24 protein-coding genes are annotated in these 22,669 nt (G+C 52.9%); 19 read left to right on the top strand and 5 right to left on the bottom strand.

The genetic code is table 11. The annotated features are described in order from the left end of the window. Window positions 1–86 precede the first annotated feature (86 nt). On the bottom strand, window positions 87–1,091 hold the full coding sequence (locus C162_RS21175) for an ABC transporter substrate-binding protein (RefSeq protein ID WP_036697372.1): 1,005 nt from the start codon (window positions 1,089–1,091) through the stop codon (window positions 87–89). Window positions 1,092–1,373: 282 nt separating this feature from the next. On the opposite strand from C162_RS21175, the gene C162_RS21170 reads away from it, so the two are divergent. Beyond that, window positions 1,374–2,429 carry an SPFH domain-containing protein gene (locus C162_RS21170; RefSeq protein ID WP_036697369.1) on the top strand — a complete coding sequence of 352 codons (1,056 nt, stop codon included), beginning with the start codon at window positions 1,374–1,376 and terminating at the stop codon, window positions 2,427–2,429. Beyond that, on the top strand, window positions 2,426–3,409 hold the full coding sequence (locus tag C162_RS21165; protein WP_036697368.1) for a sugar kinase: 984 nt from the start codon (window positions 2,426–2,428) through the stop codon (window positions 3,407–3,409). Before C162_RS21170 ends, C162_RS21165 begins: the two co-directional genes overlap by 4 nt. A 118-nt stretch (window positions 3,410–3,527) precedes the next feature. On the opposite strand, the gene C162_RS36660 is transcribed toward C162_RS21165, so the two are convergent. After that, window positions 3,528–4,085, bottom strand: coding sequence for a hypothetical protein (locus C162_RS36660; RefSeq protein WP_063829045.1), 558 nt, complete (start codon window positions 4,083–4,085; stop codon window positions 3,528–3,530). Window positions 4,086–4,342: 257 nt separating this feature from the next. Here C162_RS36660 and C162_RS34550 point away from each other — a divergent pair, with 257 nt between their 5' ends. The 8 genes from C162_RS34550 to C162_RS21120 all read left to right on the top strand — a co-directional run bounded on the left by C162_RS34550 (window position 4,343) and on the right by C162_RS21120 (window position 11,337). Next, the gene (locus C162_RS34550) at window positions 4,343–5,248 is read left to right on the top strand and encodes a L,D-transpeptidase family protein (RefSeq protein ID WP_051493812.1); all 906 of its coding nucleotides are present in this window, start codon (window positions 4,343–4,345) and stop codon (window positions 5,246–5,248) included. Window positions 5,249–5,402: 154 nt separating this feature from the next. Continuing rightward, window positions 5,403–5,987, top strand: coding sequence for a hypothetical protein (locus C162_RS21150; protein ID WP_235218489.1), 585 nt, complete (start codon window positions 5,403–5,405; stop codon window positions 5,985–5,987). A 26-nt stretch (window positions 5,988–6,013) separates the two neighbouring features. After that, the gene (locus C162_RS21145) at window positions 6,014–6,319 is read left to right on the top strand and encodes a hypothetical protein (protein ID WP_036697365.1); all 306 of its coding nucleotides are present in this window, start codon (window positions 6,014–6,016) and stop codon (window positions 6,317–6,319) included. Between the two features lie 33 nt (window positions 6,320–6,352). Then, a complete protein-coding gene (locus tag C162_RS21140) occupies window positions 6,353–6,922 on the top strand; it encodes an RDD family protein (protein ID WP_036697362.1) in 570 nt (189 codons plus the stop codon). Between the two features lie 120 nt (window positions 6,923–7,042). After that, window positions 7,043–7,795 carry a YjgB family protein gene (locus tag C162_RS21135; RefSeq protein ID WP_036697360.1) on the top strand — a complete coding sequence of 251 codons (753 nt, stop codon included), beginning with the start codon at window positions 7,043–7,045 and terminating at the stop codon, window positions 7,793–7,795. Window positions 7,796–8,201: 406 nt separating this feature from the next. Further along, entirely contained in the window at window positions 8,202–9,356 is a 1,155-nt protein-coding gene (locus C162_RS37365) for a winged helix-turn-helix domain-containing protein (protein ID WP_036697358.1), read from the top strand. Window positions 9,357–9,438: 82 nt separating this feature from the next. After that, complete coding sequence (locus C162_RS21125) at window positions 9,439–10,722, top strand: MFS transporter (RefSeq protein ID WP_051493811.1); 1,284 nt, start codon at window positions 9,439–9,441, stop codon at window positions 10,720–10,722. A 48-nt stretch (window positions 10,723–10,770) separates the two neighbouring features. Then, window positions 10,771–11,337, top strand: a complete 567-nt coding sequence (locus C162_RS21120; protein ID WP_036697355.1) for a histidine phosphatase family protein — start codon at window positions 10,771–10,773, stop codon at window positions 11,335–11,337. Between the two features lie 434 nt (window positions 11,338–11,771). Here C162_RS21120 and C162_RS21115 read toward each other — a convergent pair whose 3' ends face one another. Together C162_RS21115 and C162_RS34545 are read right to left on the bottom strand one after the other, a co-directional pair. Further along, entirely contained in the window at window positions 11,772–12,551 is a 780-nt protein-coding gene (locus C162_RS21115; protein WP_051493810.1) for a TatD family hydrolase, read from the bottom strand. A 30-nt stretch (window positions 12,552–12,581) separates the two neighbouring features. Continuing rightward, entirely contained in the window at window positions 12,582–13,703 is a 1,122-nt protein-coding gene (locus C162_RS34545) for a stalk domain-containing protein (protein WP_051493809.1), read from the bottom strand. A gap of 182 nt (window positions 13,704–13,885) precedes the next feature. Between C162_RS34545 and C162_RS21105 the strand changes: the two genes are divergently transcribed. Together C162_RS21105 and C162_RS21100 are read left to right on the top strand one after the other, a co-directional pair. After that, the gene (locus C162_RS21105; RefSeq protein ID WP_036697352.1) at window positions 13,886–14,476 is read left to right on the top strand and encodes a sigma-70 family RNA polymerase sigma factor; all 591 of its coding nucleotides are present in this window, start codon (window positions 13,886–13,888) and stop codon (window positions 14,474–14,476) included. Window positions 14,477–14,579: 103 nt separating this feature from the next. Beyond that, window positions 14,580–15,224, top strand: a complete 645-nt coding sequence (locus C162_RS21100; protein ID WP_036697349.1) for a DUF3600 domain-containing protein — start codon at window positions 14,580–14,582, stop codon at window positions 15,222–15,224. Window positions 15,225–15,319: 95 nt separating this feature from the next. Here the strand turns inward: C162_RS21100 and C162_RS21095 are convergent, their stop codons facing one another. After that, window positions 15,320–15,895: a TetR/AcrR family transcriptional regulator gene (locus C162_RS21095; protein ID WP_036697346.1), complete on the bottom strand. Its 576-nt coding sequence runs from the start codon at window positions 15,893–15,895 to the stop codon at window positions 15,320–15,322. A 152-nt stretch (window positions 15,896–16,047) separates the two neighbouring features. Between C162_RS21095 and C162_RS21090 the strand changes: the two genes are divergently transcribed. The 7 genes from C162_RS21090 to C162_RS21060 all read left to right on the top strand — a co-directional run bounded on the left by C162_RS21090 (window position 16,048) and on the right by C162_RS21060 (window position 22,450). Then, window positions 16,048–17,268 (top strand): MFS transporter, encoded by a 1,221-nt coding sequence (locus tag C162_RS21090; RefSeq protein WP_036697344.1) that lies wholly within the window; start codon window positions 16,048–16,050, stop codon window positions 17,266–17,268. A gap of 193 nt (window positions 17,269–17,461) precedes the next feature. Then, window positions 17,462–18,025: a sigma-70 family RNA polymerase sigma factor gene (locus C162_RS21085; protein WP_036697341.1), complete on the top strand. Its 564-nt coding sequence runs from the start codon at window positions 17,462–17,464 to the stop codon at window positions 18,023–18,025. Next, a complete protein-coding gene (locus tag C162_RS21080; protein WP_051493808.1) occupies window positions 18,022–18,930 on the top strand; it encodes a DUF4367 domain-containing protein in 909 nt (302 codons plus the stop codon). Before C162_RS21085 ends, C162_RS21080 begins: the two co-directional genes overlap by 4 nt. Before the next feature lie 227 nt (window positions 18,931–19,157). Then, window positions 19,158–20,240 carry a LolA family protein gene (locus C162_RS21075; RefSeq protein ID WP_036697337.1) on the top strand — a complete coding sequence of 361 codons (1,083 nt, stop codon included), beginning with the start codon at window positions 19,158–19,160 and terminating at the stop codon, window positions 20,238–20,240. A 181-nt stretch (window positions 20,241–20,421) separates the two neighbouring features. Continuing rightward, window positions 20,422–21,603: an alanine racemase gene (gene alr, locus C162_RS21070; protein WP_036697334.1), complete on the top strand. Its 1,182-nt coding sequence runs from the start codon at window positions 20,422–20,424 to the stop codon at window positions 21,601–21,603. Window positions 21,604–21,814: 211 nt separating this feature from the next. After that, on the top strand, window positions 21,815–22,096 hold the full coding sequence (locus tag C162_RS21065) for a CopG family ribbon-helix-helix protein (RefSeq protein WP_036697455.1): 282 nt from the start codon (window positions 21,815–21,817) through the stop codon (window positions 22,094–22,096). A gap of 3 nt (window positions 22,097–22,099) precedes the next feature. Then, the gene (locus C162_RS21060) at window positions 22,100–22,450 is read left to right on the top strand and encodes a type II toxin-antitoxin system PemK/MazF family toxin (protein ID WP_036697332.1); all 351 of its coding nucleotides are present in this window, start codon (window positions 22,100–22,102) and stop codon (window positions 22,448–22,450) included. Window positions 22,451–22,669 lie beyond the last annotated feature (219 nt).

Below are 22,669 nucleotides of genomic sequence, written 5' to 3'. Positions count from 1 at the left end.
TTATCAATAAACAATATTGTATATAAAATAAAGCAGCTTATCAACAGGCGTTGATAAGCTGCTTTTCAGTCTGTCTGCCACCGCGACTATTGCTTGCCCAGCATGGCAGGAATCTCACCGAGCAGCCATTCTCTTGTAGTAGCATCACTGGAGGTCTTCATGATGTCCTGTGTGTAGACGAAGCCGTTTTTGACGGCGGGCAGGCTTGTCCACACCGCGCTTTCCAGCAGCTTATCAGTGGATTGCTTAGCCTCTTCCGCTACCGGAGTCAGGAGGAAGATCCGGTCCCCGGCATATTCCTGCAGCACCTCCAGCGAGATTTCCTGAAAGCCCATATCGTCGTCCAGTACCTGTTGAATGGCTGGGGAAGGCTTGAAGCCTTGCTCTCCGTACAACACCTGCGAGAGGCCGGTCGTTGCCATTACAAACAGCCGGTCTCCCGGATAATAAGTGAAGACGGAAGCCGTCTCGCCGTCCTTCATGCCCGAAGCCTTAAGCTGCGCCCACATCGCCTCTTCCTTCGCCGCATACTGTGCCAGCCAAGCCTCCGCTTCAGGCTTCTTGCCCAGGATATCTCCAATTTCCAGCATCCGTTCCTTCAGCGGGGCGAAGGTGTTGAAGATAATTGTTGGAGCAATTTTGGACAGAGCCTCGTAATCTGCTTCCTCAATGCCGGCATAGATGATCAGGTCGGGCTGAAGCTCAATCGTCTTCTCCAGGTTAATCGGGAATCCTACATCTTCCACGCCAGTGAGCTTGTCCTCGAATACCTGGCCTTCAGCCATGGAGAGCGGATAGCCGATGGCCTGTACACCGATTGCGGTCAGATCGCCGTACGTTTCTCCAGAGTAGATAATCCGCTGCGGATGCACAGGAATCTCCGCCGTATGGCCTTTGTAATCCGTGTATGATCGGGTTGCAGCTACAGCCGCAGCCGTGGCCGAAGCTTCAGCAGTAGCTTCCGCAGCAGGAGCGGCGGTAGGTGCCGATGCCTGGCTGTTCTGCTCCTTATTGCTGCTGCAGCCGAGCAGTAAGGTGCTCATCAGGAAGATGATGCACAGGATGGCTAAGGTGGATCTTGCCTTGTTCATGATATGTATGCCTCCCAAAGGTAGTGTAATTACTAATAATGATAATCATTCTCGTTGAAGTCATCATAAATTATAGTCAGGAGTTACTCAATAGACAAAACGCAATGCAGGAATTGATTTTGTACAAAAAAAATTGCTTGTTTTGTTAATGACATATTGATAATATCAACATAGTCTGCTATGATGTTGTTAATAATAAATTAATAATAACAACTAATTAATAACTGGGTTCCCCTCTGCTTAGCAGATGACTCAGAATACAACCCATAGGAGGTAATGACCATGTTCGGATTCCGGTTCGTGAAATTTCAGCCCAGTGATTATGTGCTTAAGGTGAAGAATGGCAAGGTAGTACGTGAAGGGGTCGGGCTTTCTTTTCATTATTATGCGCCGACGACTTCGGTGGTTGTGGTGCCTGTCTCTTCGATAGATGTTCCCTTCATGTTCGAGGAAATTACGGCGGATTATCAGACGGTAACCGTCCAGGGACAGCTGACCTACCGGATTGCCGATTACCGCAAGACCACCCAGATCCTTAACTACACCTATAATCTCAAAAAGAACACCTATCTCTCCGACGATCCGCACAAGCTGGCCCAGCGGGTGATTAATATCGCCAAGGTCCTGACCAAGAAGCAGCTCGGGCAGCTCCCGCTGAAGGAGGCTATCCAGTCGAGTGAACGTCTTGCCAAGATGATTACTCATGAAATCGGCCAGAGTGCGGAGATTGAGAAGCTGGGCATTGAGCTGATGGGCTTGTCCATTCTGGCAATTGTACCGAATAAGGAGACGCTGCGGGCCTTGGAGGCGCAGGCCAGGGAGGAGATGCTCCGCAGCGCGGATAATGCGCTATATGAGCGGCGCAATGCTTCGATCGAGCAGGAGCGGCGGGTGAAGGAGAATGAGCTGAATACGGAGATCGCCGTTCAGACGAAGAAGAGACAGATGCGTGAGGCGCTGCTTGACTCTGACCGTTCAGCGAAGCAGAAGCAGAATGAGATGAAGGAAGAGCAGCTGATTTTTGATACGGAGCTGGAGGAGAAGAAGCAGGCGCTGATTGAGCTGGCCATAGCGAATAAGAGAGCCGAAGCAGATGCCAAGGCTTACGAGCTGACGGCGGTAATGAATTCGCTGCAAAATGTATCGCCTAACGTCCTGCAGGCGCTGACGAATGTAGGCATGAACCCGGATAAGCTAATCGCCATCGCCTTCCAGGAGCTGGCGGAGAACGCCGGGAAGATCGGCCAGCTTAACATTACGCCGGATCTGCTGCAAGGAATCATGGCCGGTTCCGCAGGAGGCGGAGCCGGAGCAGACAGAGGAGGTAACGGACGATGAGCAGCCGGGGATCGGAGAACAAAATCATACTGATCAAACGCAAGACTCGCCTGGAGGAGCTTGTGGTCCGCTACAATACGATCCAGCAGGCCCAGTTCTATATTGAACGGCTGGGAGCCGATTTCAGCGACTACTTAAGCGAGGATTTCCAATACCGCAAAGCCGTGGAGACCGCAGTGACCGAGCTCAGCGCCATCGGCCGGCTCCAGGTGCTGGAGCGGCAGCATGTGCCGAATTTCATCTTTGGGGCCGAGGATACCGTAGTGGTCCTGGGCCAGGACGGTCTGGTTGCCAACACGCTGAAATACCTTCACGAGCAGCCGCTGATCGGGGTGAATCCTGATCCGCTGCGCTGGGATGGCGTGCTGTTGCCCTTCAGGGTCAAGGAGGTGCGGCAAGTGGTGAGTGAGGTGCTGCGCGCCCAGCGCCAGGTCCGTGAGGTTACCCTTGCCAAGGTGGAGCTGAATGACGGCCAGAGCCTATACGGGGTGAACGATCTGTTCATCGGCCGCCGGACCCATGTCTCAGCCCGGTATCAGCTGGAGCTGAACGGGCAGCTGGAGCAGCAATCCTCCAGCGGCATCATTGTCTCGACTGGCCTGGGCTCCACGGGTTGGCTCAAGAGTGTGCTCGCCGGAGCCGCAGGAATCGTCAGCCGTGCCGCACAAATGAAGGATGCAGAGGTTGAACGGACAGCCCGGGTGTCTGCGGAGATTGCCGCAGTTAGCGCGGGCAGCGGGCTGGCCTGGAATCATCCCGAGCTGTATTTCACCGTGCGGGAGCCTTTTCCAAGCCGGACGACTTCAGCAGAGCTGGTATTCGGGAGAATCAGCAGCAGTCTGCCGCTGCGCATCACTTCGCAGATGCCGGAGGACGGCGTGATCTTCAGCGATGGAGTGGAGAGCGATTATCTGGAGTTCAACTCCGGGGTGGAAGCGACGGTTGGGCTGGCGGAGAAGACGGGCAGGCTGGTAGTCTAGACGAAGAGCAGACCGTTCATGGCGGGGCGCGTACGCCAAAAGGGTTCTCTCAGCTTCCGCTGCTGCGGTCTGAGAGAACCCTTTTTCGAAATATAATCGTATATGCTCCCCGCGCTTCCTACTGGAAGCTTCGTCCCTGATTCATTGGAGTGTTATAGGAGGAGCCTGCGGACATTGGTGTCTGCATTGGCGTATGCATCGGCTGGTGGTTGATCCCCGCATTAATCGGGCTATGCAGTGAGTTCACCGGCTGGCTGTTTGAAGTGAAGGACGGGCTGAAGGAAGAGTTATACCCTCCCATTCCTGTATTGTGGCTTTGCCCCATTGGTTGGCTCTGTCCCATAGAATGCATTAGTCCCATCTGGTTCCCGGAATTGAAGCTTGGAATGCTTGTATGGGTATTGAAGCCGGAAGTCTGCGGGAACTGCTCCATCGATCTGACCGACTGCGAGATCTGCTCTAGCTGCTGCATCGCGGTCTGATGGCCCTGCAGCGCCTGCTGGATCATCTGAATGGCCTTGCTGTTATGCTGGCTAAGCTCCTGGAGCTTGGCGGCATCCTGCTGCTCCTGCTGAAGAAGCTGCTGGTAATTCTGCGTTCCCTGCTGGGTCTGTGCCATCAGCTGCTGAACGATTTGCTCGCATTCCCGGATCTGTGCAGATGAGTTGGTATTCACTATTTTTGGCCTCCTTGAGATGGGTGTTATGGTCATGCGGGCTTATTATCTCTGATGGGACTGGCGAATATTCATGCCTCGGGTGCAATTGAGGCGCTTCCGCCAAGAACGGTTACAATATTGCAAACGTTGCGTCACTCCGGGCGGGACGAGTTGATAAGAATAGGTACAGGCTGCTGTGCAACTATTGCGGCAAATGAACGTCTATGTAGAAAAGACAATCCAGAATCATCCATAACCTGGAGGTGGGGGCAACTATGAGTCAGCGTGAACAGGCAAGCCGGATTCAAATGTATTTTCCCAAAAGCATCGCATTTACACTGGTATTTGTAATGCTTTTGACCGCATGCTTCACAGGATCGGCCGCGGCGGCATCGTCTTCCTCAGATCTGATCATTGTGAACAAAAAAACGAACAAACTGGCGTATTACAGCGATGGCAAGCTGGTGAAGGTTTTTCCGGTCGCTACTGGCAAAACGAAAAGCCTGACGCCTGAAGGCAGCTTCAAGATGGTGGTCAAAATCAAGAACAGACCCTACTACAAGGATAAGATTCCCGGAGGAGATCCGGCCAATCCGCTGGGGGACCGCTGGCTGGGGCTGGAGGTCAATGACACTTACGGCACCACCTATGCCATTCACGGCAACAACAATGAATCCTCTATCGGTAAATATGTCAGCGCCGGATGCATCCGCATGCACAATGATGATATTCACTGGCTGTATCCGAAGATTGCGAAGAACACCCGGGTCATCATTACAACCTCCGGGCTTGAGATGGCGGCCATTGCCGAGAAGAACGGCTACCGTATGGGATCTACAATGATTGCGGGAGCTTTTGTCAAGGGCGGGGAGAAGCTGCAAGTGAAGAATTCCTTCCTGCTGGAGGATTCGCGGGTGTATATTCCACTGAGTGAATCCGTGAAGCTGCTGGGCGGAAGCCTGATGCAGGAGGCGGGAACCGGAGCGCTTATCATCACAATAGGCAAGAATACAGCAGTTCACAAGCCGCTTAGCACGAAAGCCAAAGTGAACGGCAAAACAGTGGAGATGCTAGCCTCCAAAAGTGTAGACGGCCGCCTGTACATTCCGCTGGGCAGCTTAACGCCGCTGTTCGGCCTGCCGTTCACCTGGAACGCTAAAGAGGGAGCAGTGAAGCTGTAAAGCAGCAGGATACTGCTGCACCAGCCAGGGATTATCCAACCAAGATGCCGCCATACACTGCGGCTCCAGAAGCCAGCCTATCAAACATTGATCGGCTGGCTTCAAATGTTTAACCGGGTGGAGTAGAGTGACAGGATACATAGAGAATAGTAATATGAGAGAGATTTGTTATATTCTTGATCTTCCAGGGGAGGGACTGAAGATTAGAGTACGGATTATAGGCGGCTGCGGGAGCGGGAAGACATATATCGCCCGGAAATTAGCTCAAAGTTACGGAATTCCTTGCTATGAGACGGATAATTTTGTCTGGGATCGCAGGGACAATACCAAGAACTCCCCGGAGGTGCGGGATGCCAAGCTCGCGGAAGCTATGGATGCGGAGTCGTGGATTATAGAGGGCGTACATTACAAATGGGGAACAGAAAGCTTCCGGCAAGCGGATCTGATTTTTCTGATTCAGCCTAAGGCTTATGTACAGGATGCCCGGGTCATCCGCAGGTTCATGAAGACCAGACTGGGGCTGGAGCAGGGGAATTATAAGCAGTCGTTCAAGTATCTCCGGATCATGCTGCTGGAATGGAACCGCAGCTTCAGGAGGGAGGGTATTCCTGCAATCATGGCATTAACCGAGGAGTATCAGGCTAAGCGGATCATCGTGCAGCAGAATCGTGAGATTTTGCAGCATGTGGGCAGGTATGTGCAGGTATGTGCAGGGGAAGAGTGTGCTGGGAACGAGTGATTAATTCGATTATACGGGAGGACATCATGGGCAAATTGGCAACTTTTATTGTAGAGATGGTGCGTCTGGTGATTCTGCTCATTCTTACGCTGCTTGTGCTAGGAGGCGTGGAGCAGTGGATATTCAAAATGGCATATGGAAGGGAAGGCTTCCTGTACACTGCCGTACCTGGTAATCTGCTGGTGTTCTTTGTGATGTACCGCAACTATTGGCAGTTCAAAGGCTGGTACCAATCAGAGAAGAACCGCAAGCTTAACCCGGGTTTGACCCGGAGTCTCATTGCCGTTGCGCTGCTGCTGATTGTGCTGCCAGGGTTATGGATATGGGCATGAATGATGGACTACTTTTGCGTAAGGGGTGAAAGTATGGAGCCGTGGATCGAGGAGCAGCTTAATGTATATGAATTTGTAGGCTTTTGGAAAAGAGTGCTGATTAATATCATTGACTCACTTATTCTTATTCTTCCTACCTATTTACTGACCAGGATTTCAGTGCCGGCGGCAGAGTCGGCAGGGTCAGCATTCCCGCTTTTTATACAGTTTGCACTGCTTATGGTGTTCAATATATTTATGGTTGTCCGATACGGCGGGACGCCGGGCAGGCTGCTTCTGGGGGCAAGAATCGTTGATGAGAATGGAAGATATCCGGTGCTCCGGCAGGCTTTGATCAGGGATAGTTTTTTTATTGTTAACAGCTTCCTGGCAGTGGTTGTGAGTCTGAATACCGAGGCGTTATCTGCCATACCAAGCAGTCTCGTGAACTGGAGTCCGCTTGCGGCCGATATAAATGTGTTTTTTGGCTGGGTAGTGATTGTGGATTGCCTGTTCGTCGCATTCACCCAGCGCAAGCGGGCGCTGCATGATCTGATGGCCCGAACTTATGTGGTGAACAAAACGGCGCTGGACCGTGATCAGACAGGGAAATTCATAGCATAAGGCAATGCGTATAATACCTGGATCAGGAGGTCTGCGCCTGCAACCTTTGTTACAGGCACTTCGTCATAGGGTACAGTTTAGACAAAAGAGGATGTTTCCCATAACGAAGGAGATGGCGGCATGACTACAGCAATTAGAACAATCACAGGTATTCTTATCGTTGGGGCGATGCTCAGCCTTACAGCCTGTAATTCCGGCAAAACGGAACCATCGTATAACAATACGGCTACGGCTACAGCAACTGTGCAGCCAGGGGATAGCGCTTCATCGGCAGCAAAAGGTGCGCAGGTAAGCGAATCCGGTACAGATGAAGGTGCTGCTGCGGGCGCAGAGCCTGTAACTGCTGACTCTGAAGCCGCAGCCGGAGCCTCATCAGAGTCTACGGTTACTGAGGTTGCAGGGGCTGAAGCAGATACCGTAGCTCCCGCCACCCCGCAGGAACGGAGCAAGCAGCTGAAGGAACTGCTGGAGCTTGCCAAGCAGGGCAAGGTGCCCGGTGTCGAATATGCTGCACACACCGGACTTATTGATGAGGTGGAAGCCGCGTGGGGAGAGCCGGACCTCAAGGAATCGGCAGGCAAAGGGATCTATTCCACATATTCGGGCAAGCAGGTGGTAATCGGCTTCAATAAGGGCAGCAAGATTTTCGATGTGCGCTCCAGCGCCCCGGACCTGCGTAACCTCACACTGGAGCAGATTGAAGAAGTCCTCGGCAAGCCGGATGATACTACTGTGAATGGCGAGCATAACATCTATATTTATCAGGCCAACAAGCAGTATCAGCTCAAATTCATCATCCCGGAATCCACAGGGACGGTAGATCATATCTCGGTGTTCTCGGAGCAGGACTCCATTAATAATATGGCAGGCTAGTCAGCTGAGAGCATCTTAGAGCAACTATGAATCCCCTTGCAGCAGCAACTGCAGGGGGATTTTTCGGTCTACAGGCATGTAATCGGAAAACTGATCACAACGGGACCGAAGGCGGCGCGAAGGCCAAATGTAATCGGAAAACCGATCACAACGGGACCGAAGGCGGCGCGTAGGCGAAATGTAATCGAAAAACCGATCACAATGGGACCGAGGGCGGCGCGTAGGCGAAATGTAATCGAAAAACCGATCACAATGGGACCGAGGGACGGCGCGTAGGCGAAATGTAATCAAAAAAGCGCTGGTGCGTGAGCCAGGCCGCCTTAACCAGTTGCGAGTACTTAAATAAAGTCAACGCATGATGTATACTTTCTCTTATGAAAGAAATCAGAAGAAATGAGGCACGGCCATGCATCTGGAGTTGAACGGAAGTGAATTTAAGGTATCCGCCGGAGGATTAACGGTAGAGCTGCTGCCCAAGGAGTTCGCACTGCTGCAGTTTCTGTACCGTAACCGGGGGCGGACCTTCAGCCGGGAGCAGCTGCTGGATAAAGTGTGGCCGATGGAATATCCGGTGGAACGGACCGTTGACGATCATATCTACCGGCTGCGCAAGAAGCTGCGTCTACTGGGTGGGATTGACATTAAGACGATTCGCGGATTCGGGTACAGTCTGGCAATCCCGGGCAGCCTTGCGGGCGTGGCTGTGAATCCGGCAACGAATGACCCGGAGCTGCGTGACACGATGCGAGAGGTGTTCATGAAGTTCCATGTCTACGGCCAGGGGAACTCCATGCTCACCCTTGCCCGCCAGCAGGACATCCTCGGCTACGAGCTGGACGCGCATTATTCTATGGTTATTCATTTTGTCCAGGGCGATTTGGAGTGGCTGATTCATACGGACGAGATTCCGTTAAAGGACCGGCTCTTTTACCTCAATCTGTTCTACTTCTTCATTGGTGATCCCAGGGAGAAGGTGGCGTACGCCGAGCGCCTGATTGCGCGGAGTCTGCTGAACCCGCCGGAGCAGCTGGAGCTGGAGATTCTCACGATGCTGGACATGTACACCCTTGCAGGCCAGCCGGAAAAAGCGCTGGAACGTCTGACGCGTTCCTACCAGGTCATTTCCGAACCCGGCTTCGAGAATTTCATCCCGGTCACGGTAATCACGGAGCTGTTCATCCATCTCTCAGCGGGAGCTTGCGATGAAGAGCTCGAACGGATGGATGAAGCTGTCAGCCGGATTTTGCAGGACAAGCCTTTTTTGCGGGAGATTGGCAATTACAAGGTCGTGAAGGGACTCTGGAAGCTGCAGCGTGAACAGTGGATAGAGGGGGAGCGGCTTATCCATGAGGGATTGCAGGTGCTGGATATGTCGGGATTCGTGCCATTGCGCTTCTATGCGCTGTACAAGATTCATCATTTTTGCCGGATGTTCGTGAGCGGAAGTGCCTCGGACCGAAAGTATAACAGCCTGTTTGTAGCCGAGCTTGAAGCTTGTGGCCTGGCCAGACTGGAACACACCCTGGAACACATCCTGCTGCCGCTGCTGGAGACCCCATGATAATTCTCTGACAATTCTCCGTTACTTTAGAATCATAGATGGAGCTTCATCTACGATCTTATGTAACCTGGAGGAATGTCAGATGGAACAATCAACCAAGCAGGGGAACAGCCTGCTTCATAACAAAACGTATATGCGGGTGTACAGCGCTTTTGCCACGGCGAGCTTCGGCGACTGGTTCGACGCGATAGCCATTCAGGTGCTGGTTGGCTACCGCTGGCAGGCCAGCCCGCTGATGCTGGCGCTCATACCGGTAGCGCTGGCGCTGCCGAGCATTCTGCTCGGCTCGGTTGCCGGCGCGGCCGCCGACCGGATGAACAAGCTGAAGCTGATGCGTACCTGCGACCTGCTGACCGCGCTCTTGACCCTACTGGTGCTGTTCGCGCCGAGTATGGTCTGGCTGCTGCCGCTGCTGGCCCTGCGCTCCGCGCTGTCCACACTGAATATGCCGGCCCAGCAGTCTCTGACTCGCAGTCTCGTGAGAGAAGACCAGTTGCTGCAAGCCTCATCACTCAACGGACTGGTCAACCAGGGCTCCAAAATCGCAGGTCCCTTGCTCGGAGGTCTGGCCCTCGCCTTCCTTACGCCGCAGTGGTGTATCCTGCTCAATGCCTTGCTGCGCGGCTGTTCTTACCTGCTGTTGCTGTCTGTCAAGAATATCCGCACGGATGAAGCAGACAGAAAGCTGTCTGAAGCGCAGCAAGGTAAGATTCCGCTTCTCACCATGTGGCGGGAAGGCTGGGGCTTTCTGTTGCGCAGCCGGCTGCTGTTGACTGCGATGTTGTTCGGAATTGCCGGAGCAATGGTCATTCAGGTGGTTGATTTTCAGTTCACCAGTCTGTTCAGGATATTCGCCCCGGAGCGGGAAGCGCTGCTGGGCTGGATGGTTGCCGCAACGGGAGCTGGAGCCGTGCTGATTATTCTGATTCTGAACAAGCTGAAATCCGAAGGCCGGTATGGCTGGAAGCTGGGCCTCGGGTACGTGCTGATTGGCGGGTCGATTGCCGCGCTGGGTCTGCTTAGGCCGGGGGCATCGATGCTGTGGGTGCTGCTCATCGGATTTGTGCTGGGGATCGGCAACGGCATGTTTATGGTTACGTTCAATTATTGTCTGCAAAAAGAAACCCCGCCGCACATGACCGGCCGTATCTTCGGCATCCAGAATACCGTACTCAGCGCGGTAATGATTGTAGCGCCTCTGCTGGGCGGCGTGCTGGTGCAATATGCAGGTCCGGCCCGTATTTTTGTCAACATTGGCTTGTTGCAGGTGCTTCTGGGTCTGACAGGTGTGGTGTTTGGCCGGCAGCTCTGGCCGATGGCGAGGTCTAAAGCGGAAGCCGCCCATCCGGCAGTAGAGAGTAGCTGAGAAGGTTGATAGATCACTAATTTCTGTATGGACGAACAGGAGGAGCTTATGACAACTTATATCTATATGGTAAGGCACGGGGATTCGCTGCGTACCGGGGTGGATGAATGGACGCGCGGCCTGTCGCCCAAGGGGGAGGAGGATGCCCTGCGGGTCACAGAATGCCTGAAGGATGAAGGGATAGATGTGCTGTACAGCAGCCCGTATATCCGGGCGGTTAATACAATTGCGGATTTGGCGGATCAACTGGAGCAGGAAATCATTCTGATCGATGATCTGAGAGAAAAGGTCTGGATGGAGGGTAACGAGCAGCTATCTGACGAAGATTTACACCAAGTACTCCAGAAGATGTACACCGATCCGGATTACGCCCTGCCGGGCGGGGAATCCAACCGGGAGTGCCAGGCACGTGCAGTGAAGGCGCTGCAGGACGTTCTGCGGACCCATGCTGGGAAAAAAGTGGCCATCGGCACCCATGGCATGGTGATGTCCTTGATGATGGGCCATTTCTCCCCGGAATATGGTCTGGACTTCTTACTGCAGACGACCAAGCCGGATATTTATGTCATGGAGTTCAAAGAAGATGAAGTATTGATCCGGCGGATGCCTGTGTAAGCTAAATTCAAGAAGGCAGCCGACCAATGTGGTGGCTGCCTATTTAGCTTTTCTTGATCAGCTGGCCGCAAACGGATAGTCCGGAATTTCCCTCTTAAAATCATGCGCGCGCCTACCAGCGTCTTCTTACTTTGCAATAGAAACATCTTCAAAGACCGGGTTCGAAGCGGACATATTGGACATTCGGGGATAGTTGTATTCTATACATTTAAAAACAGCCAAAAGGAAGGATTTCCTCTTCTAACTGTAGTTTGTACAACTAAATTTGCCCGAGTGGGCGAGATCCCGGATAATGAGGCATTATAGATATATGAAATACAACTAAACGGCTATTCGGCAGTAAGTCAAACGATTTAGTTGTACCGAATACACTTAAGCATTTCGCCTGCACATAATCCGGTCTGATGTCCTACATAATTAGTGCGGCCCTATACCTATAGCCCATAAAATCGCACCGTATTCGCCGTCAGCTTCGCTCTGGCTTCGGTAACAGAATATCCATGCAGCGCCCCCCAGGCGGCGGCAACGTCATGGACCATAGCCGGATGGGTGGTGCGTCCGGTGAATGGTCCTTCAAACGGCCATGGGCCGTCTGTCTCTGCCATGACCAGCTCCGGCGGGTAGCGGCGTGCCAGCTCCTGAATCTCCGGTTCATAGAGGATGTCGGGAGTGAAGGAAATGTAGTAACCGCGGCTAATCATCCGGTCAACGGTAGCAGCGGGCCCCTTGAACCAGTGGAAATGGGCCTGCGTAAGGCCATGCTGCTCCAGCAGATCGCATACGGTCCACGCATCCTCATAGACAGCATGCAGTACAACCGGCTTGGCTAAATGGGCAGCTAGCCTGAGAAGTCTGCCCAGCAGTCCGAGATAGGGTTCCATCTCCCAGCCCTCACCGCGTGCGATTGCTTCGGCCCGGGAGTAGTAGGGAAGGCCGATTTCACCAATAGCGGCCATATTGTCCGCATGGTCTGTAATCCATTTCAGCAGCGAATTCAGCTCTTCCTCCGTAGGCAGCGCCTGCTCTGGATGGAAGCCATACGCAGGCTTCACGAGGCCCGGATAGCTGGCTGCTAACTCCAGCGTTCGCTTGCTCGAAGCGAGATTCATCGAGACGGCGATCAGGGCCTCAATGCCCTGCTCCCGCAGTCCCTCCAGCATGGAGGACACTACTTGATCCTCGTATTGGTCTAGATGAATATGGGCATCAATCATTTGCAAGCCTCTCCTTCCAGCGGCGGATTTTTACTCCACAATGGCTTCACCGCGTTCATCCGGCTCAAAAGCAATAGACCCCAGCTCCATCCCCGTCTTGCCTGCCTTATACTCCAGCTTCAGGGTACCGACACTCTCGGTCGTCCCGACCATCAGGCTGGTATCTGCGAGCAGCTTGTTATTCTCTACTGAGTAGTAGGTCACTGCGCCAATGGCCGCTTTGCTGCCGAAATACTTCATGCCGTCCTCAGCACGGTCCGGGAGTCTGAGCGTCACCTTGGACGGCTTGGGTCCTGTAAGCTCAAGCTTCAGCAGGACATCGTCCTTATCCAGCGAAATACTGGAAGATACTACAGCAGAGGCTGCTTTGTCCGCAGCAGGCACCGATATTTCCTTCCACTGTTCCGGCTTAACCACATGAACCTCCTGTGCGACCAGCGAGGTCCCGGTTCCCAGGGTGAACACAACCGTGACCTCCGGTTTGCCGTCCGAATCTACATCGGCATAGAAGAGCTGAGGCGGGTGCGAGTAGTCTCTGGATACATTCCAGTTGAAGCGCTGTTTTTTCCCGTTCACTTCAAGGAGGAATCCTTTGTAGGTATTGCCGTCCTTGAGCGCGGCGTACAGCTTCACCTTGGGGTTATTCTCTGCAACGGCAAGGGGGGCAGCGGGTACTCTTACTGTTGTGCTAAGACTGCCCGGGGTAATGTTAACCCGGCTTCCTCCCGGATTCAGCTCTGTAACAGCTCCTGTAAGGGAGTCCAAGGTAGCTGCCGCGATATATACACGGCCTGCCTTCAGTAACACAGGAGAGTCCAGCTCCTCTTGATATCCTCCATCCGTTTGCGTATAAGTCACTTGTTTGGAGGCGCTACCGGGCGTAAGAATAGTCTTGTCCCAGCTCGTGAACAGAGTAAGTTGCTTGAGAGTGTTATTCCATTGCAGCTCTATCGGGTAGTATTCCAGCAGCGTGCGGGCTGGTACGTATAATGTGCCGCCTGAGTGGAAGGGGGGAGCCCCGGGGAGAACGGCTTGTCCGTCCACAACAAGGGATAGAGGGGCAGCAGCAGAATGGGCAATATCTATGGATGAACCCGCCGCATGGCCTGCGAGGAGCAGGGCAATAGCGGCAGCAGTAATTAATTTTTTCATAAGATAACCTCCGGTGTCTGGAAATTCCAATCTCTTGTATTATAAATGAAAAACTCCGCCCGCGGGTCACGTTCTGTTAACAAAGATAAGACAAGCCTGTTACAGCCCAAAAACAAAAATAAAACGAACGAAAACTCGGAATCCCTCCAATAAATAGTGTAAGCCTGAAGGGGGAATAACGGATGAAGACAACTGATCCATACTCGCAGCTCATCAAGCTCACGCTAGCCGGCAGCCGTGAAGCATACGGTGAGTTATATGAGGCAACCATTCATGATGTCTATAAGACCGTGCGTTTCCTCGTTACCGGGCTTTCAGATGCAGAGGATGTTGTACAGGAAATTTATATTGAGCTGCACCGCTCACTAAGGAGATTTGACAGGACACAAGCCTTTAGACCCTGGCTTATGGGGCTCACGATGCGGCAGGTCCATGCTTACAGGCGCAGAAACTGGAGACATCTGCGGATTATGAACAAAGCGGAGCAGACCAGTGAGACTATGGTACAGGATTTCTCCAGCGATGTCGTAGAGCGGATGACAAACCGGGTACTTACCGAAGGGGTTAGCCGTTTGCCGTATAAGCTGAAGCAAGTCATTATTCTACATTACCTGCATGAGTACTCACAGGAGGAGATATCGGTAATTCTTCAGATCCCGCTCGGGACGGTGAAATCACGGCTTCATGCCGCACTGCAGAAGCTAAGACGGAAGCATCAGGCGGATACAATCAAATTGGGGAAGGTGGAGGAGCTGTATGAGTCTAGGACATGATTTACGGTGCGCTCTTCAGGAAGAAGCCGGGAATGTACATGCTCCCCCCGAACTGAAAGAGAAGATTCTGGACAGAATTCCAACAGGACAAGGAGGTAGACGTATGAAAAAATGGCTGGTGGCAGCTATAATAGCAGCGACCTTAATTATTCCTACCGGAGCTTATGCCGGTTATAACTATCTGGCGGATACTCTATATGGCTCACAGGATAACTTGGCAAAGATTGAGGGTGCCCAGCAGCAATATGATCGGCTTGAGGCTAAGCTTCAGCAGTCAAAGTCCAGCTTGAGTGAGGAAGATTTCAAAGCCTTAACCTCTTTGCTGCATGAGTTAGCCGTCTATAATCTGCAGATTGCAGATGAGCAGGGCGTGCTGCAATTCGATAAGCTGAGTGATGCAGACTTGATACGCTATAAGGAGCTGGCTGCTGAAGTTAAGCCATTTAATACCAAGCTCGATCAGGCTGCAGCTCCACTCACAGCAACAACTATGACGGATTCTGATTTCGCCGCTTTCAGTGACCAGTTGCTGGATAAGGCAGAACAGACTTTTAGCGGGGAGGAACTGGCTAATGTCCAACTGTTGATAGAGGAATGGAAGGAGTACAATGCGTCACTCACCGGACCGGACGGCAGACAGTTGGATCGTATACCGGATGATAGGATTGCAGAACAGACTGCGCTACTTGACAAGCTGAACCCCTATTTGAAAAAGATGGGGTACATGTTTAAGCCTGCAACTCGCTAAAATTCAATCATAGCACCCTCTTTCTGAAATGGCGGGACCCTTTTAGAAAGGGGGTGCTCGTTATAAATGTTGTTGTTCAGCAGAGGTGAGGAACCTCAAGCCTCAAGCGCCTGAAGGGCAAGTGACACCAGGGCTCTGACGGAGTCTTCGCTCAGTTCTCCTCCGGTCAGCAGCAGACGGTAGAAGATGGGGCCATAGACGAGATCAATACAACTTCCGATATCGAGTCCCTGCTTCAGTTCCCCCTGGGCAATCCCCCGTTCGAACAGCTTCCAGGCCTCCTGGCGGCGCGGCCCGAAATATCTGCTCCGGTACGCCTCCGCCAGTCCGGCATCGGACTGCCCTTCACCGATCAGCTCCGTAATGACTTTACCTTCCCGGCTGGTGAGGAACTGTGCGAGCGTTCCTGCATGAATCAGAATGTCCTCTTTGGCGGAACCGGTATCGGGGATCGGAAGTCTGGCGTTAGCAGCGTACAGATATCCGTCCATCACTACCGCCGCTTTATTCGGCCACCATTTATAGATCGTTGCCTTACTGACCTGGGCCTGCTCTGCAATCTTCTCCACGGTAACTGCGCCGAAGCCGGTCTCCAGCAATAATTCATATGAAGCGTTCAGAATAGCATTCTTGGCCTCGGTGTTGCGCGGACGGCCTCTTTTTTTCTCCATGGTGATTCCTCCTGACAGTGCTGGTTCAACTCTAATTGGAGTATACCATAAAACCGCCTATTTACAATACTGAACGTTTAGTATATTATTTGTTCATAACTAATTAGTGAACTTATCGTTCAGTATTTAAAAAATGGAAGGTGGAGTTTCAAATGAAGGCTGGAGTTAGGGTGCAACAACAAGCAGGTTCCGCTGAAGCCGCCAAGGCTGTTCCCGGCTGGATCACATTTCTGCTAGCCGTATCCTGCGGACTGATCGTGGCGAATCTCTATTATACCCAGACGCTGGTTGGGCCCATCGGGCAGGCGATTCATCTGTCGGCCGGAGCGGCAGGGCTAATCGTTACCCTGACGCAGATCGGTTACGTAGCCGGACTGCTGTTCATTGTCCCCCTCAGCGATATTATTGAGAACCGCCGTCTGACGGTGATGTCGCTGATTCTGGTTGTGGCTGCCCTGGTGCTGTCCGTCCTGGCACCAAATGCACCGCTGTTCCTGGCCGCTTCCTTGCTGATCGGACTGGGCTCGGTAGCAGCGCAGGTCCTAGTGCCCTATGCCTCCTATCTGGCCACAGAGGAAGATCGCGGCCGCGTAGTAGGCAATGTAATGAGCGGACTGCTGCTGGGTATTATGTTCGCCCGCCCGGTCGCCAGCTTCATGGCCGGACTCTGGGGCTGGCAATCCATCTTCATGGTCTCGGCTGTCGTTACTGCGCTGCTGACGCTGCTCCTATCCCGTGTTCTGCCCGCCCGGAAGCCCGCTCCCGGCTTGAGATACGGACAATTACTCCGCTCTCTGGGCACATTGCTCACGCACACGCCGGTGCTGCGGCGCCGCGCTCTATACCAGGCCAGCCTGTTCGGCGCCTTCAGTCTGTTCTGGACGACCGTTCCCTTGCACCTGTCCAGCGAGTTTCATTTGTCCCAGCAAGGAATTGCCCTGTTTGCCCTGGCTGGTGTGGGCGGAGCTGCAGCCGCGCCGATTGCGGGCAGATTGGCTGACAAGGGCTGGACCCGGTTATTGACCGGTCTTGGCATTTCACTGGCCGTTCTCTCCTTTATCCTAGCCTATCTGCTGCGGGATTCCTCTAATCTTACACTAGGCCTGCTGGTGCTGACGGCGATTCTGCTCGATATGAGCGTGTCCGGTAACCTGGTGCTGGGGCAGCGGGCGATCTATTCACTGGGCAATGAGACCCGGGGGCGGCTGAACGGCTTGTTCATGGCGATCTTCTTCATTGGAGGCGCCGTGGGATCATCACTCGGGGGCTGGGCGTACGCTTATGGCGGCTGGAGTCTGACAACCCTAATCGGGCTGGCACTGCCAGTGCTGGCGCTGATCTACTTTGTGACCGGGAAGAAGGAGCACGCTTGAGAAAAGGAGCCTTGCCGCATTCAGCAATAATCCGCATAGCCAGTAATTCCTAAAAAAACTACAGTAGGCAGGGGAGCTTCGATCCTCTGTCTTTTTTTTGTTCAGAGATGTAATGGATCCGGTAGATAGAGCGTATTAGCTCATGTAAATTACTTGGCCAAGTAGAATCTTCCTGGAAAGGAGTGCGACAAGGATGCAAGAGCGCGCATTGCTGCCTTTGATACATGATAGAGTTCCTGCTCATATAGAGACAGAGCTTGAGTTTGTAGCGGTTTTTGAAGCCTATTATAAACGGATATTCAACTATATCGCCTACCGGGTGAGCTGCCGTTACACCGCCGAAGATCTGGCCAGCCAGGTGTTCGAGAAAACGTTATCCAAGCTGCCCGGTTACTCCCCGGAGAAAGCGCCGCTTGAGGTGTGGCTGTTCGCCATTGCCCGCAACGTTGTGAATGATTATTACCGGAGCCGCGCGCGGCAGCGCTTCTTCTCACTGGACAGTATCCGGGAGCTGGTGTCTGGCAAAAAAGAACCGGAGACGCTCATCCTCGGCAGAGAGCGCAACGATAGGCTACAGATGGCGCTGGACACGCTCAGCCCGAAGGAACGTAACCTCATCGCCCTGAAGTTCGGGGCGGATCTGAAGAATACGGAGATTGCCCGGATTACCGGAATCTCGGAGAGCAATGTCGGAGTCATTCTCTATCGCAGCATGCGAAAATTGAAATCCGAAATAGGGAGTGTGGAAGAGCTATGAATAACAAGAAGAGCGCCGAACATGCAGTTGAGCTGGAGCTTCAGGAGCTGGGAGACTATCTGGCCCGCCAGGACTTCTCCCGGGAGTCCGATCCGGCGGCGGTTCTCCGCCAGGTGAGAAGCCGCTCCATTCAGAAACAACAGGAGGATAATAGAATGAAAAACAAACAACGGATCAGACGTCCGGTGATGATTGCAGCTTCACTGCTGGTGGCTGCCGTGGTGAGCGTGTCCTTCGTGAGACCCTCGTTCGCACAGGAAATGCTGGAGCGTGTGCTGAATTCCGTCCATCTGGGACATATCGAGGTCGCTCAGATGGACGGAAGCCACCCTACGGAGTTTCCGGAAGCCTGGAAGGGCAAGATATTTGATAAGCAGGGGAATCCCGTCACCTCATTTAACCCCATGCCTGCAGCCATCTTCAATGCAGCCGGGGAGGCCATCGTACGCTTCGACGGGGATAAGCCCATTACGAAGAGTGAGCAGGAGCAGCTTGACAAGGAAGCGTCAGAGCAGAAGTTTACCGTCAAGGAGGCAGCGAAGCTGGATCAATACGCCCTCTTCAAGGTGAAGCTGCCGGAATACCTGCCTGAGGGCTTTGCCTTTGACCACGGAGAGTTCTATAAGGATGAGGAGGGCGTAAGCGGGCAGATTGTTGAATTGTTCTTCACCAGCAAGGATAAGAATAAGCGGATCTGGATGCAGCTGCGCCTGGCCAATGAGGAGAATGCCTTTTCAATGGCAACTGACGACAAGGTGGAGCAGGTGAAGCTTAAGGGGACGGATGCGGTTCTGGTCAGTGACAGAAGCCTGGACTGGGAAGCAAGCGGCGTGATGTACGGCCTCAGCACCCGTGGCTTTGACCGGGCTGAGGTTCTGAAGATCGCAGAGTCCATTAACTGGTAAGCCTGAGGAGCGGATAAAGGAACAGGTATGAGGCATAGGCAGGCATAGGATGAATCAGAGCACCAGACTGCAACCCCAGAGCGTGGCGGGGATTGCGGGCTGGTGCTTTTTTGTAATAGCGTCTCTACTATTCTTCAAGCTTGTCATGCCCGTCTGCATATTGAGGCCAAGTCCTTCATAGACATGTACTAATCAAGGCATTCAAAACAGGTTAAGGGGATGATGTCATGCGCCGGATAACATGGGTACTCGCGATCATTATGAGCGTGGCCTTAGTATTGGCGGGGTGCGGGAAGAAGGATGCCGCCTCTGTGGTCAAGGATCTGAATCAAGTGTCTGACAAGCTGGAGAGCAAGCAGGGAGCTTATCAGGGCTCAGGCACGATGACCTTGTACACCGGGGAGCAGCCGCAGGATTACAAGGTGGAGGTATGGTATAAGAATCCTTCGTATTACCGGATCAGCCTGTCTAACGTCCAGAAGGACGTGAAGCAGATTGTGCTGCGCAATGATGAGGGCGTATTCGTCCTGACCCCAAGCCTGGGTAAAAGCTTCCGCTTCCAGAGCGACTGGCCGGACAGCCAGGGTCAGGTGTATCTGTACCAGACGCTGCTGAAGGGAATTGTCAAAGACAACAACCGGCAGTTCGTGGAGGACGGGGATAATTATGTGTTCGAGGTCGCTGCCAACTATCAGAGCAGTGCGCTGGTCCGCCAGAAGATCTGGCTGAACAAAAAGACCTATGAGCCGAAGCAGGTGCAGGTATCGGATTCCGAAGCCAAGGTTGTGGTGAACGTGACCTTCGACAGCTTCAAGTTCGATCCGGAATTCACAGCAGATTCCTTCGATATGCAGAAGAATATGGCGGCCGGCAGCCCTTCCGAGAATACGATGGCGGAAGTGGATCAGGATGGCAATCCGGTGGTCTCGGAAGATGGTGAACAGACCGGTGAGCCGGTTACGGCCGAGCTGGGCGACTTCGGGATCATTGAGCCGGCTTACATTCCGGCCGGTGTGAAGCTGAAGGACACCAATAAGATTGAAGGCAGCAAGGACCATGCGGTGCTGATCCGCTATGACGGCGTCTACCAGTATACGATTATGGAAGCCCGTCCGCTGGACCGTGCAGTGTCACTGGCTCCCGGAACACTGGTCGATCTGGGCTTCACGGCAGGCCTGCTTAGCGGAGATGAGCAGCAGACGCTGACCTGGATGAGCGAGGGTGTAGAGTACCGGATTACAAGCGCAAATCTGCCAGTTACGGAAATGATGCAAATAGCCGCTTCTATGGAGGAACAATCGGGTAAATAAAAATCAGTGGGCGGATACTGCGCAAGGTGGGAATCATTCCACTACCCGCGGTATCCGTTTTTTCCCTACACATTGCTCACATTGACAGCGGCCTTCACGAGCATTACCATTGGCAGTAAGACTTCTGATCTGTGCGAACAAGGCAGAGATGTTTTACTACAATGTAAGAAGGTGACCTGAAGTGAAGGCAAGCTATCGGCCGACAGCAGCCGAGATTAACCTGGATGATTTGCGTGCCAACTACGAAGCTTTACGCGGCGTATTGCCGCAGGAGACCAAGTTCATGGGATGCGTCAAAGGAAATGCGTATGGACATGGAGCAGTGGAGGTGACGCGGGAGCTGGAGCGGCTTGGAGCAGATTACGTCAGTGTTGCTTTTCTGGATGAGGCATTGGAGCTGCGTCAGGCGGGAATACTACTTCCTATCCTGGTGCTGGGCTATACTTCACCGGAGGGCATTGCCGTAGCCTGGGAGAACAATATCACCGTTACACTGTTCACACCGGAGGTACTGGAAGCGGTTAGGGCTCTTCCTGTAGAGAAGGAGCACCGGCTGAAGGTACACATCAAGATTGACAGCGGAATGGGAAGACTGGGATTATTGCCGGAGGATGCGCCTGCATTCATCGCTGAGGTTCATGCGGTGGCACAGGCGGAGCTGGAGGGCATGTTCACCCATTTTGCCAGAGCAGACGAACACAATAAAAGCTATACACTAATGCAGCACCGACGTTTCATGAGCGTGGCGGAGGCGCTTCGGGACATGAACATTACCATCCCGATCATACATACGGGCAATAGCGCTACGGCCATTGATACACCTCTACTATCCATTAACATGGTGCGTGTAGGCATAAGCTTGTACGGATTCTACCCCTCGGCTGAGGTGAACCGCGAGCTGGTGGCCTTGCACCCGGTAATGACGCTGAAGACGCAGGCTGTATATGTCAAAACCCTGCCGCCTGACTCAGGCATCAGCTACGGCACCCGGTACTTCACGGCAGGCGATGAGATCATCGCTACGCTCCCCGTGGGGTACGCTGACGGATATTCCCGCATGCTAACAGGCAAAGCGGAGGTGCTAATACGCGGACGCCGCGTTCCTGTCGTCGGAACGATCTGCATGGACCAGTGTATGGTATCACTCAAATCTTTCGCTCTAGAAGCGGAACAAATCAAAGCAGGCGAAGAGGTTGTACTCATCGGCCGCCAGGGCACCGAGTCGATTACGGCAGATGAACTGGCGCTCCATTTAGGGACGATCCACTACGAAGTAATCTGTATGCTGGCTCACCGGGTACCGCGCGTGTATGTACGCCAAGGTATGCTACCCAACCTCGTTAATCCTTTGCTGCAAGCCTAATACCCTGACCAGATACCTAGTACAGGAACTGAATATAAGGAACGTACCGTGTAGAGCTTGTGACTTATAGTCTATACGAACCGCCATTTCTAGTTTATAATGGGATGCAGCATACTTGATATACTGGCGGCATATATTCCTTGTATAAAATTCCTTGTATATTGTAACACTGGAACACAAGGGCAGAAGGTTTGTGGGGGTGGAAGAGAAGGTGGCCAATTTGCAGAACACCAAAAGAATCATGATCAGCTTGCCCGATCATCTCTTGCAGGAAGTAGATGGGATCGTTCAACTGGAGAACTCTAACCGTAGTGAATTGATCAGGCAGGCCATGAAGCTGTACTTGAGCGATCGGAGGAAACGTACCATCCGCGAGTCCATGCAGCGGGGCTATATGGAAATGGCTAAGATTAATTTGACCATGGCATGCGAGGCTTTTCTCGCAGAGGAAGATGCAGACAGTACTCTTGGCCGCTTAGTAAGCGGGGTGTAACTATTGATTGTTAAACGCGGCGACGTTTTTTTTGCCGACCTTTCACCGGTTGTGGGTTCTGAGCAAGGTGGAGTAAGGCCGGTACTGATCATTCAGAACGATATTGGCAATCGTTTCAGCCCGACTGTGATTGTGGCAGCTATCACTGCCCAGATCCAGAAGGCCAAGCTGCCGACGCATGTCGAGATTGATGCAGCAGCTCATGGCTTTGACCGGGATTCCGTGATTCTGCTGGAGCAGGTTCGTACCATTGACAAGCAACGCTTAACGGATAAAATCACCCATCTGGACGATGAAACCATGAAGCTGGTGGATGATTCGCTGCAAATCAGCCTGGGGCTGATTGATTTCTGAACCCTACGGGGGATATAACATCAACCATTGTAATAAAAGGCAGGCTGGATATATTCCGGTGCTGCCTTTTTTGGCGTTTTGGGGTCCCCGCAAAGTACCTGAGTCATCATCGAAGCTAAAGCCCCACTTTGTGGGGTTATTTGGCGTTAGTCCCATGTATACTTATTGATATACCGAGGGGATAGATGAGTATGGATGATGGGGGTTGTGTATGGACAT

The sequence above is a fragment of the Paenibacillus sp. FSL R7-269 genome (genome assembly GCF_000517865.1).
Classification (GTDB): Bacteria; Bacillota; Bacilli; order Paenibacillales; family Paenibacillaceae; genus Paenibacillus_AQ.
The sequence above is the reverse complement of the archived record's forward strand: the minus strand, read 5'-3'. Positions and strand labels throughout refer to the sequence as shown.

Excerpts from the sequence above, each read along its gene's own strand:
- C162_RS21175 (WP_036697372.1), bottom strand. The coding sequence starts at position 1,091 with ATGAACAAGGCAAGATCCACCTTAGCCATCCTGTGCATCATCTTCCTG.
- C162_RS21170 (WP_036697369.1), top strand. The coding sequence starts at position 1,374 with ATGTTCGGATTCCGGTTCGTGAAATTTCAGCCCAGTGATTATGTGCTT.
- C162_RS21165 (WP_036697368.1), top strand. The coding sequence starts at position 2,426 with ATGAGCAGCCGGGGATCGGAGAACAAAATCATACTGATCAAACGCAAG.
- C162_RS34550 (WP_051493812.1), top strand. The coding sequence starts at position 4,343 with ATGAGTCAGCGTGAACAGGCAAGCCGGATTCAAATGTATTTTCCCAAA.
- C162_RS21150 (WP_235218489.1), top strand. The coding sequence starts at position 5,403 with ATGAGAGAGATTTGTTATATTCTTGATCTTCCAGGGGAGGGACTGAAG.
- C162_RS21145 (WP_036697365.1), top strand. The coding sequence starts at position 6,014 with ATGGGCAAATTGGCAACTTTTATTGTAGAGATGGTGCGTCTGGTGATT.
- C162_RS21140 (WP_036697362.1), top strand. The coding sequence starts at position 6,353 with ATGGAGCCGTGGATCGAGGAGCAGCTTAATGTATATGAATTTGTAGGC.
- C162_RS21135 (WP_036697360.1), top strand. The coding sequence starts at position 7,043 with ATGACTACAGCAATTAGAACAATCACAGGTATTCTTATCGTTGGGGCG.
- C162_RS37365 (WP_036697358.1), top strand. The coding sequence starts at position 8,202 with ATGCATCTGGAGTTGAACGGAAGTGAATTTAAGGTATCCGCCGGAGGA.
- C162_RS21125 (WP_051493811.1), top strand. The coding sequence starts at position 9,439 with ATGGAACAATCAACCAAGCAGGGGAACAGCCTGCTTCATAACAAAACG.
- C162_RS21120 (WP_036697355.1), top strand. The coding sequence starts at position 10,771 with ATGACAACTTATATCTATATGGTAAGGCACGGGGATTCGCTGCGTACC.
- C162_RS21115 (WP_051493810.1), bottom strand. The coding sequence starts at position 12,551 with ATGATTGATGCCCATATTCATCTAGACCAATACGAGGATCAAGTAGTG.
- C162_RS34545 (WP_051493809.1), bottom strand. The coding sequence starts at position 13,703 with ATGAAAAAATTAATTACTGCTGCCGCTATTGCCCTGCTCCTCGCAGGC.
- C162_RS21105 (WP_036697352.1), top strand. The coding sequence starts at position 13,886 with ATGAAGACAACTGATCCATACTCGCAGCTCATCAAGCTCACGCTAGCC.
- C162_RS21100 (WP_036697349.1), top strand. The coding sequence starts at position 14,580 with ATGAAAAAATGGCTGGTGGCAGCTATAATAGCAGCGACCTTAATTATT.
- C162_RS21095 (WP_036697346.1), bottom strand. The coding sequence starts at position 15,895 with ATGGAGAAAAAAAGAGGCCGTCCGCGCAACACCGAGGCCAAGAATGCT.
- C162_RS21090 (WP_036697344.1), top strand. The coding sequence starts at position 16,048 with ATGAAGGCTGGAGTTAGGGTGCAACAACAAGCAGGTTCCGCTGAAGCC.
- C162_RS21085 (WP_036697341.1), top strand. The coding sequence starts at position 17,462 with ATGCAAGAGCGCGCATTGCTGCCTTTGATACATGATAGAGTTCCTGCT.
- C162_RS21080 (WP_051493808.1), top strand. The coding sequence starts at position 18,022 with ATGAATAACAAGAAGAGCGCCGAACATGCAGTTGAGCTGGAGCTTCAG.
- C162_RS21075 (WP_036697337.1), top strand. The coding sequence starts at position 19,158 with ATGCGCCGGATAACATGGGTACTCGCGATCATTATGAGCGTGGCCTTA.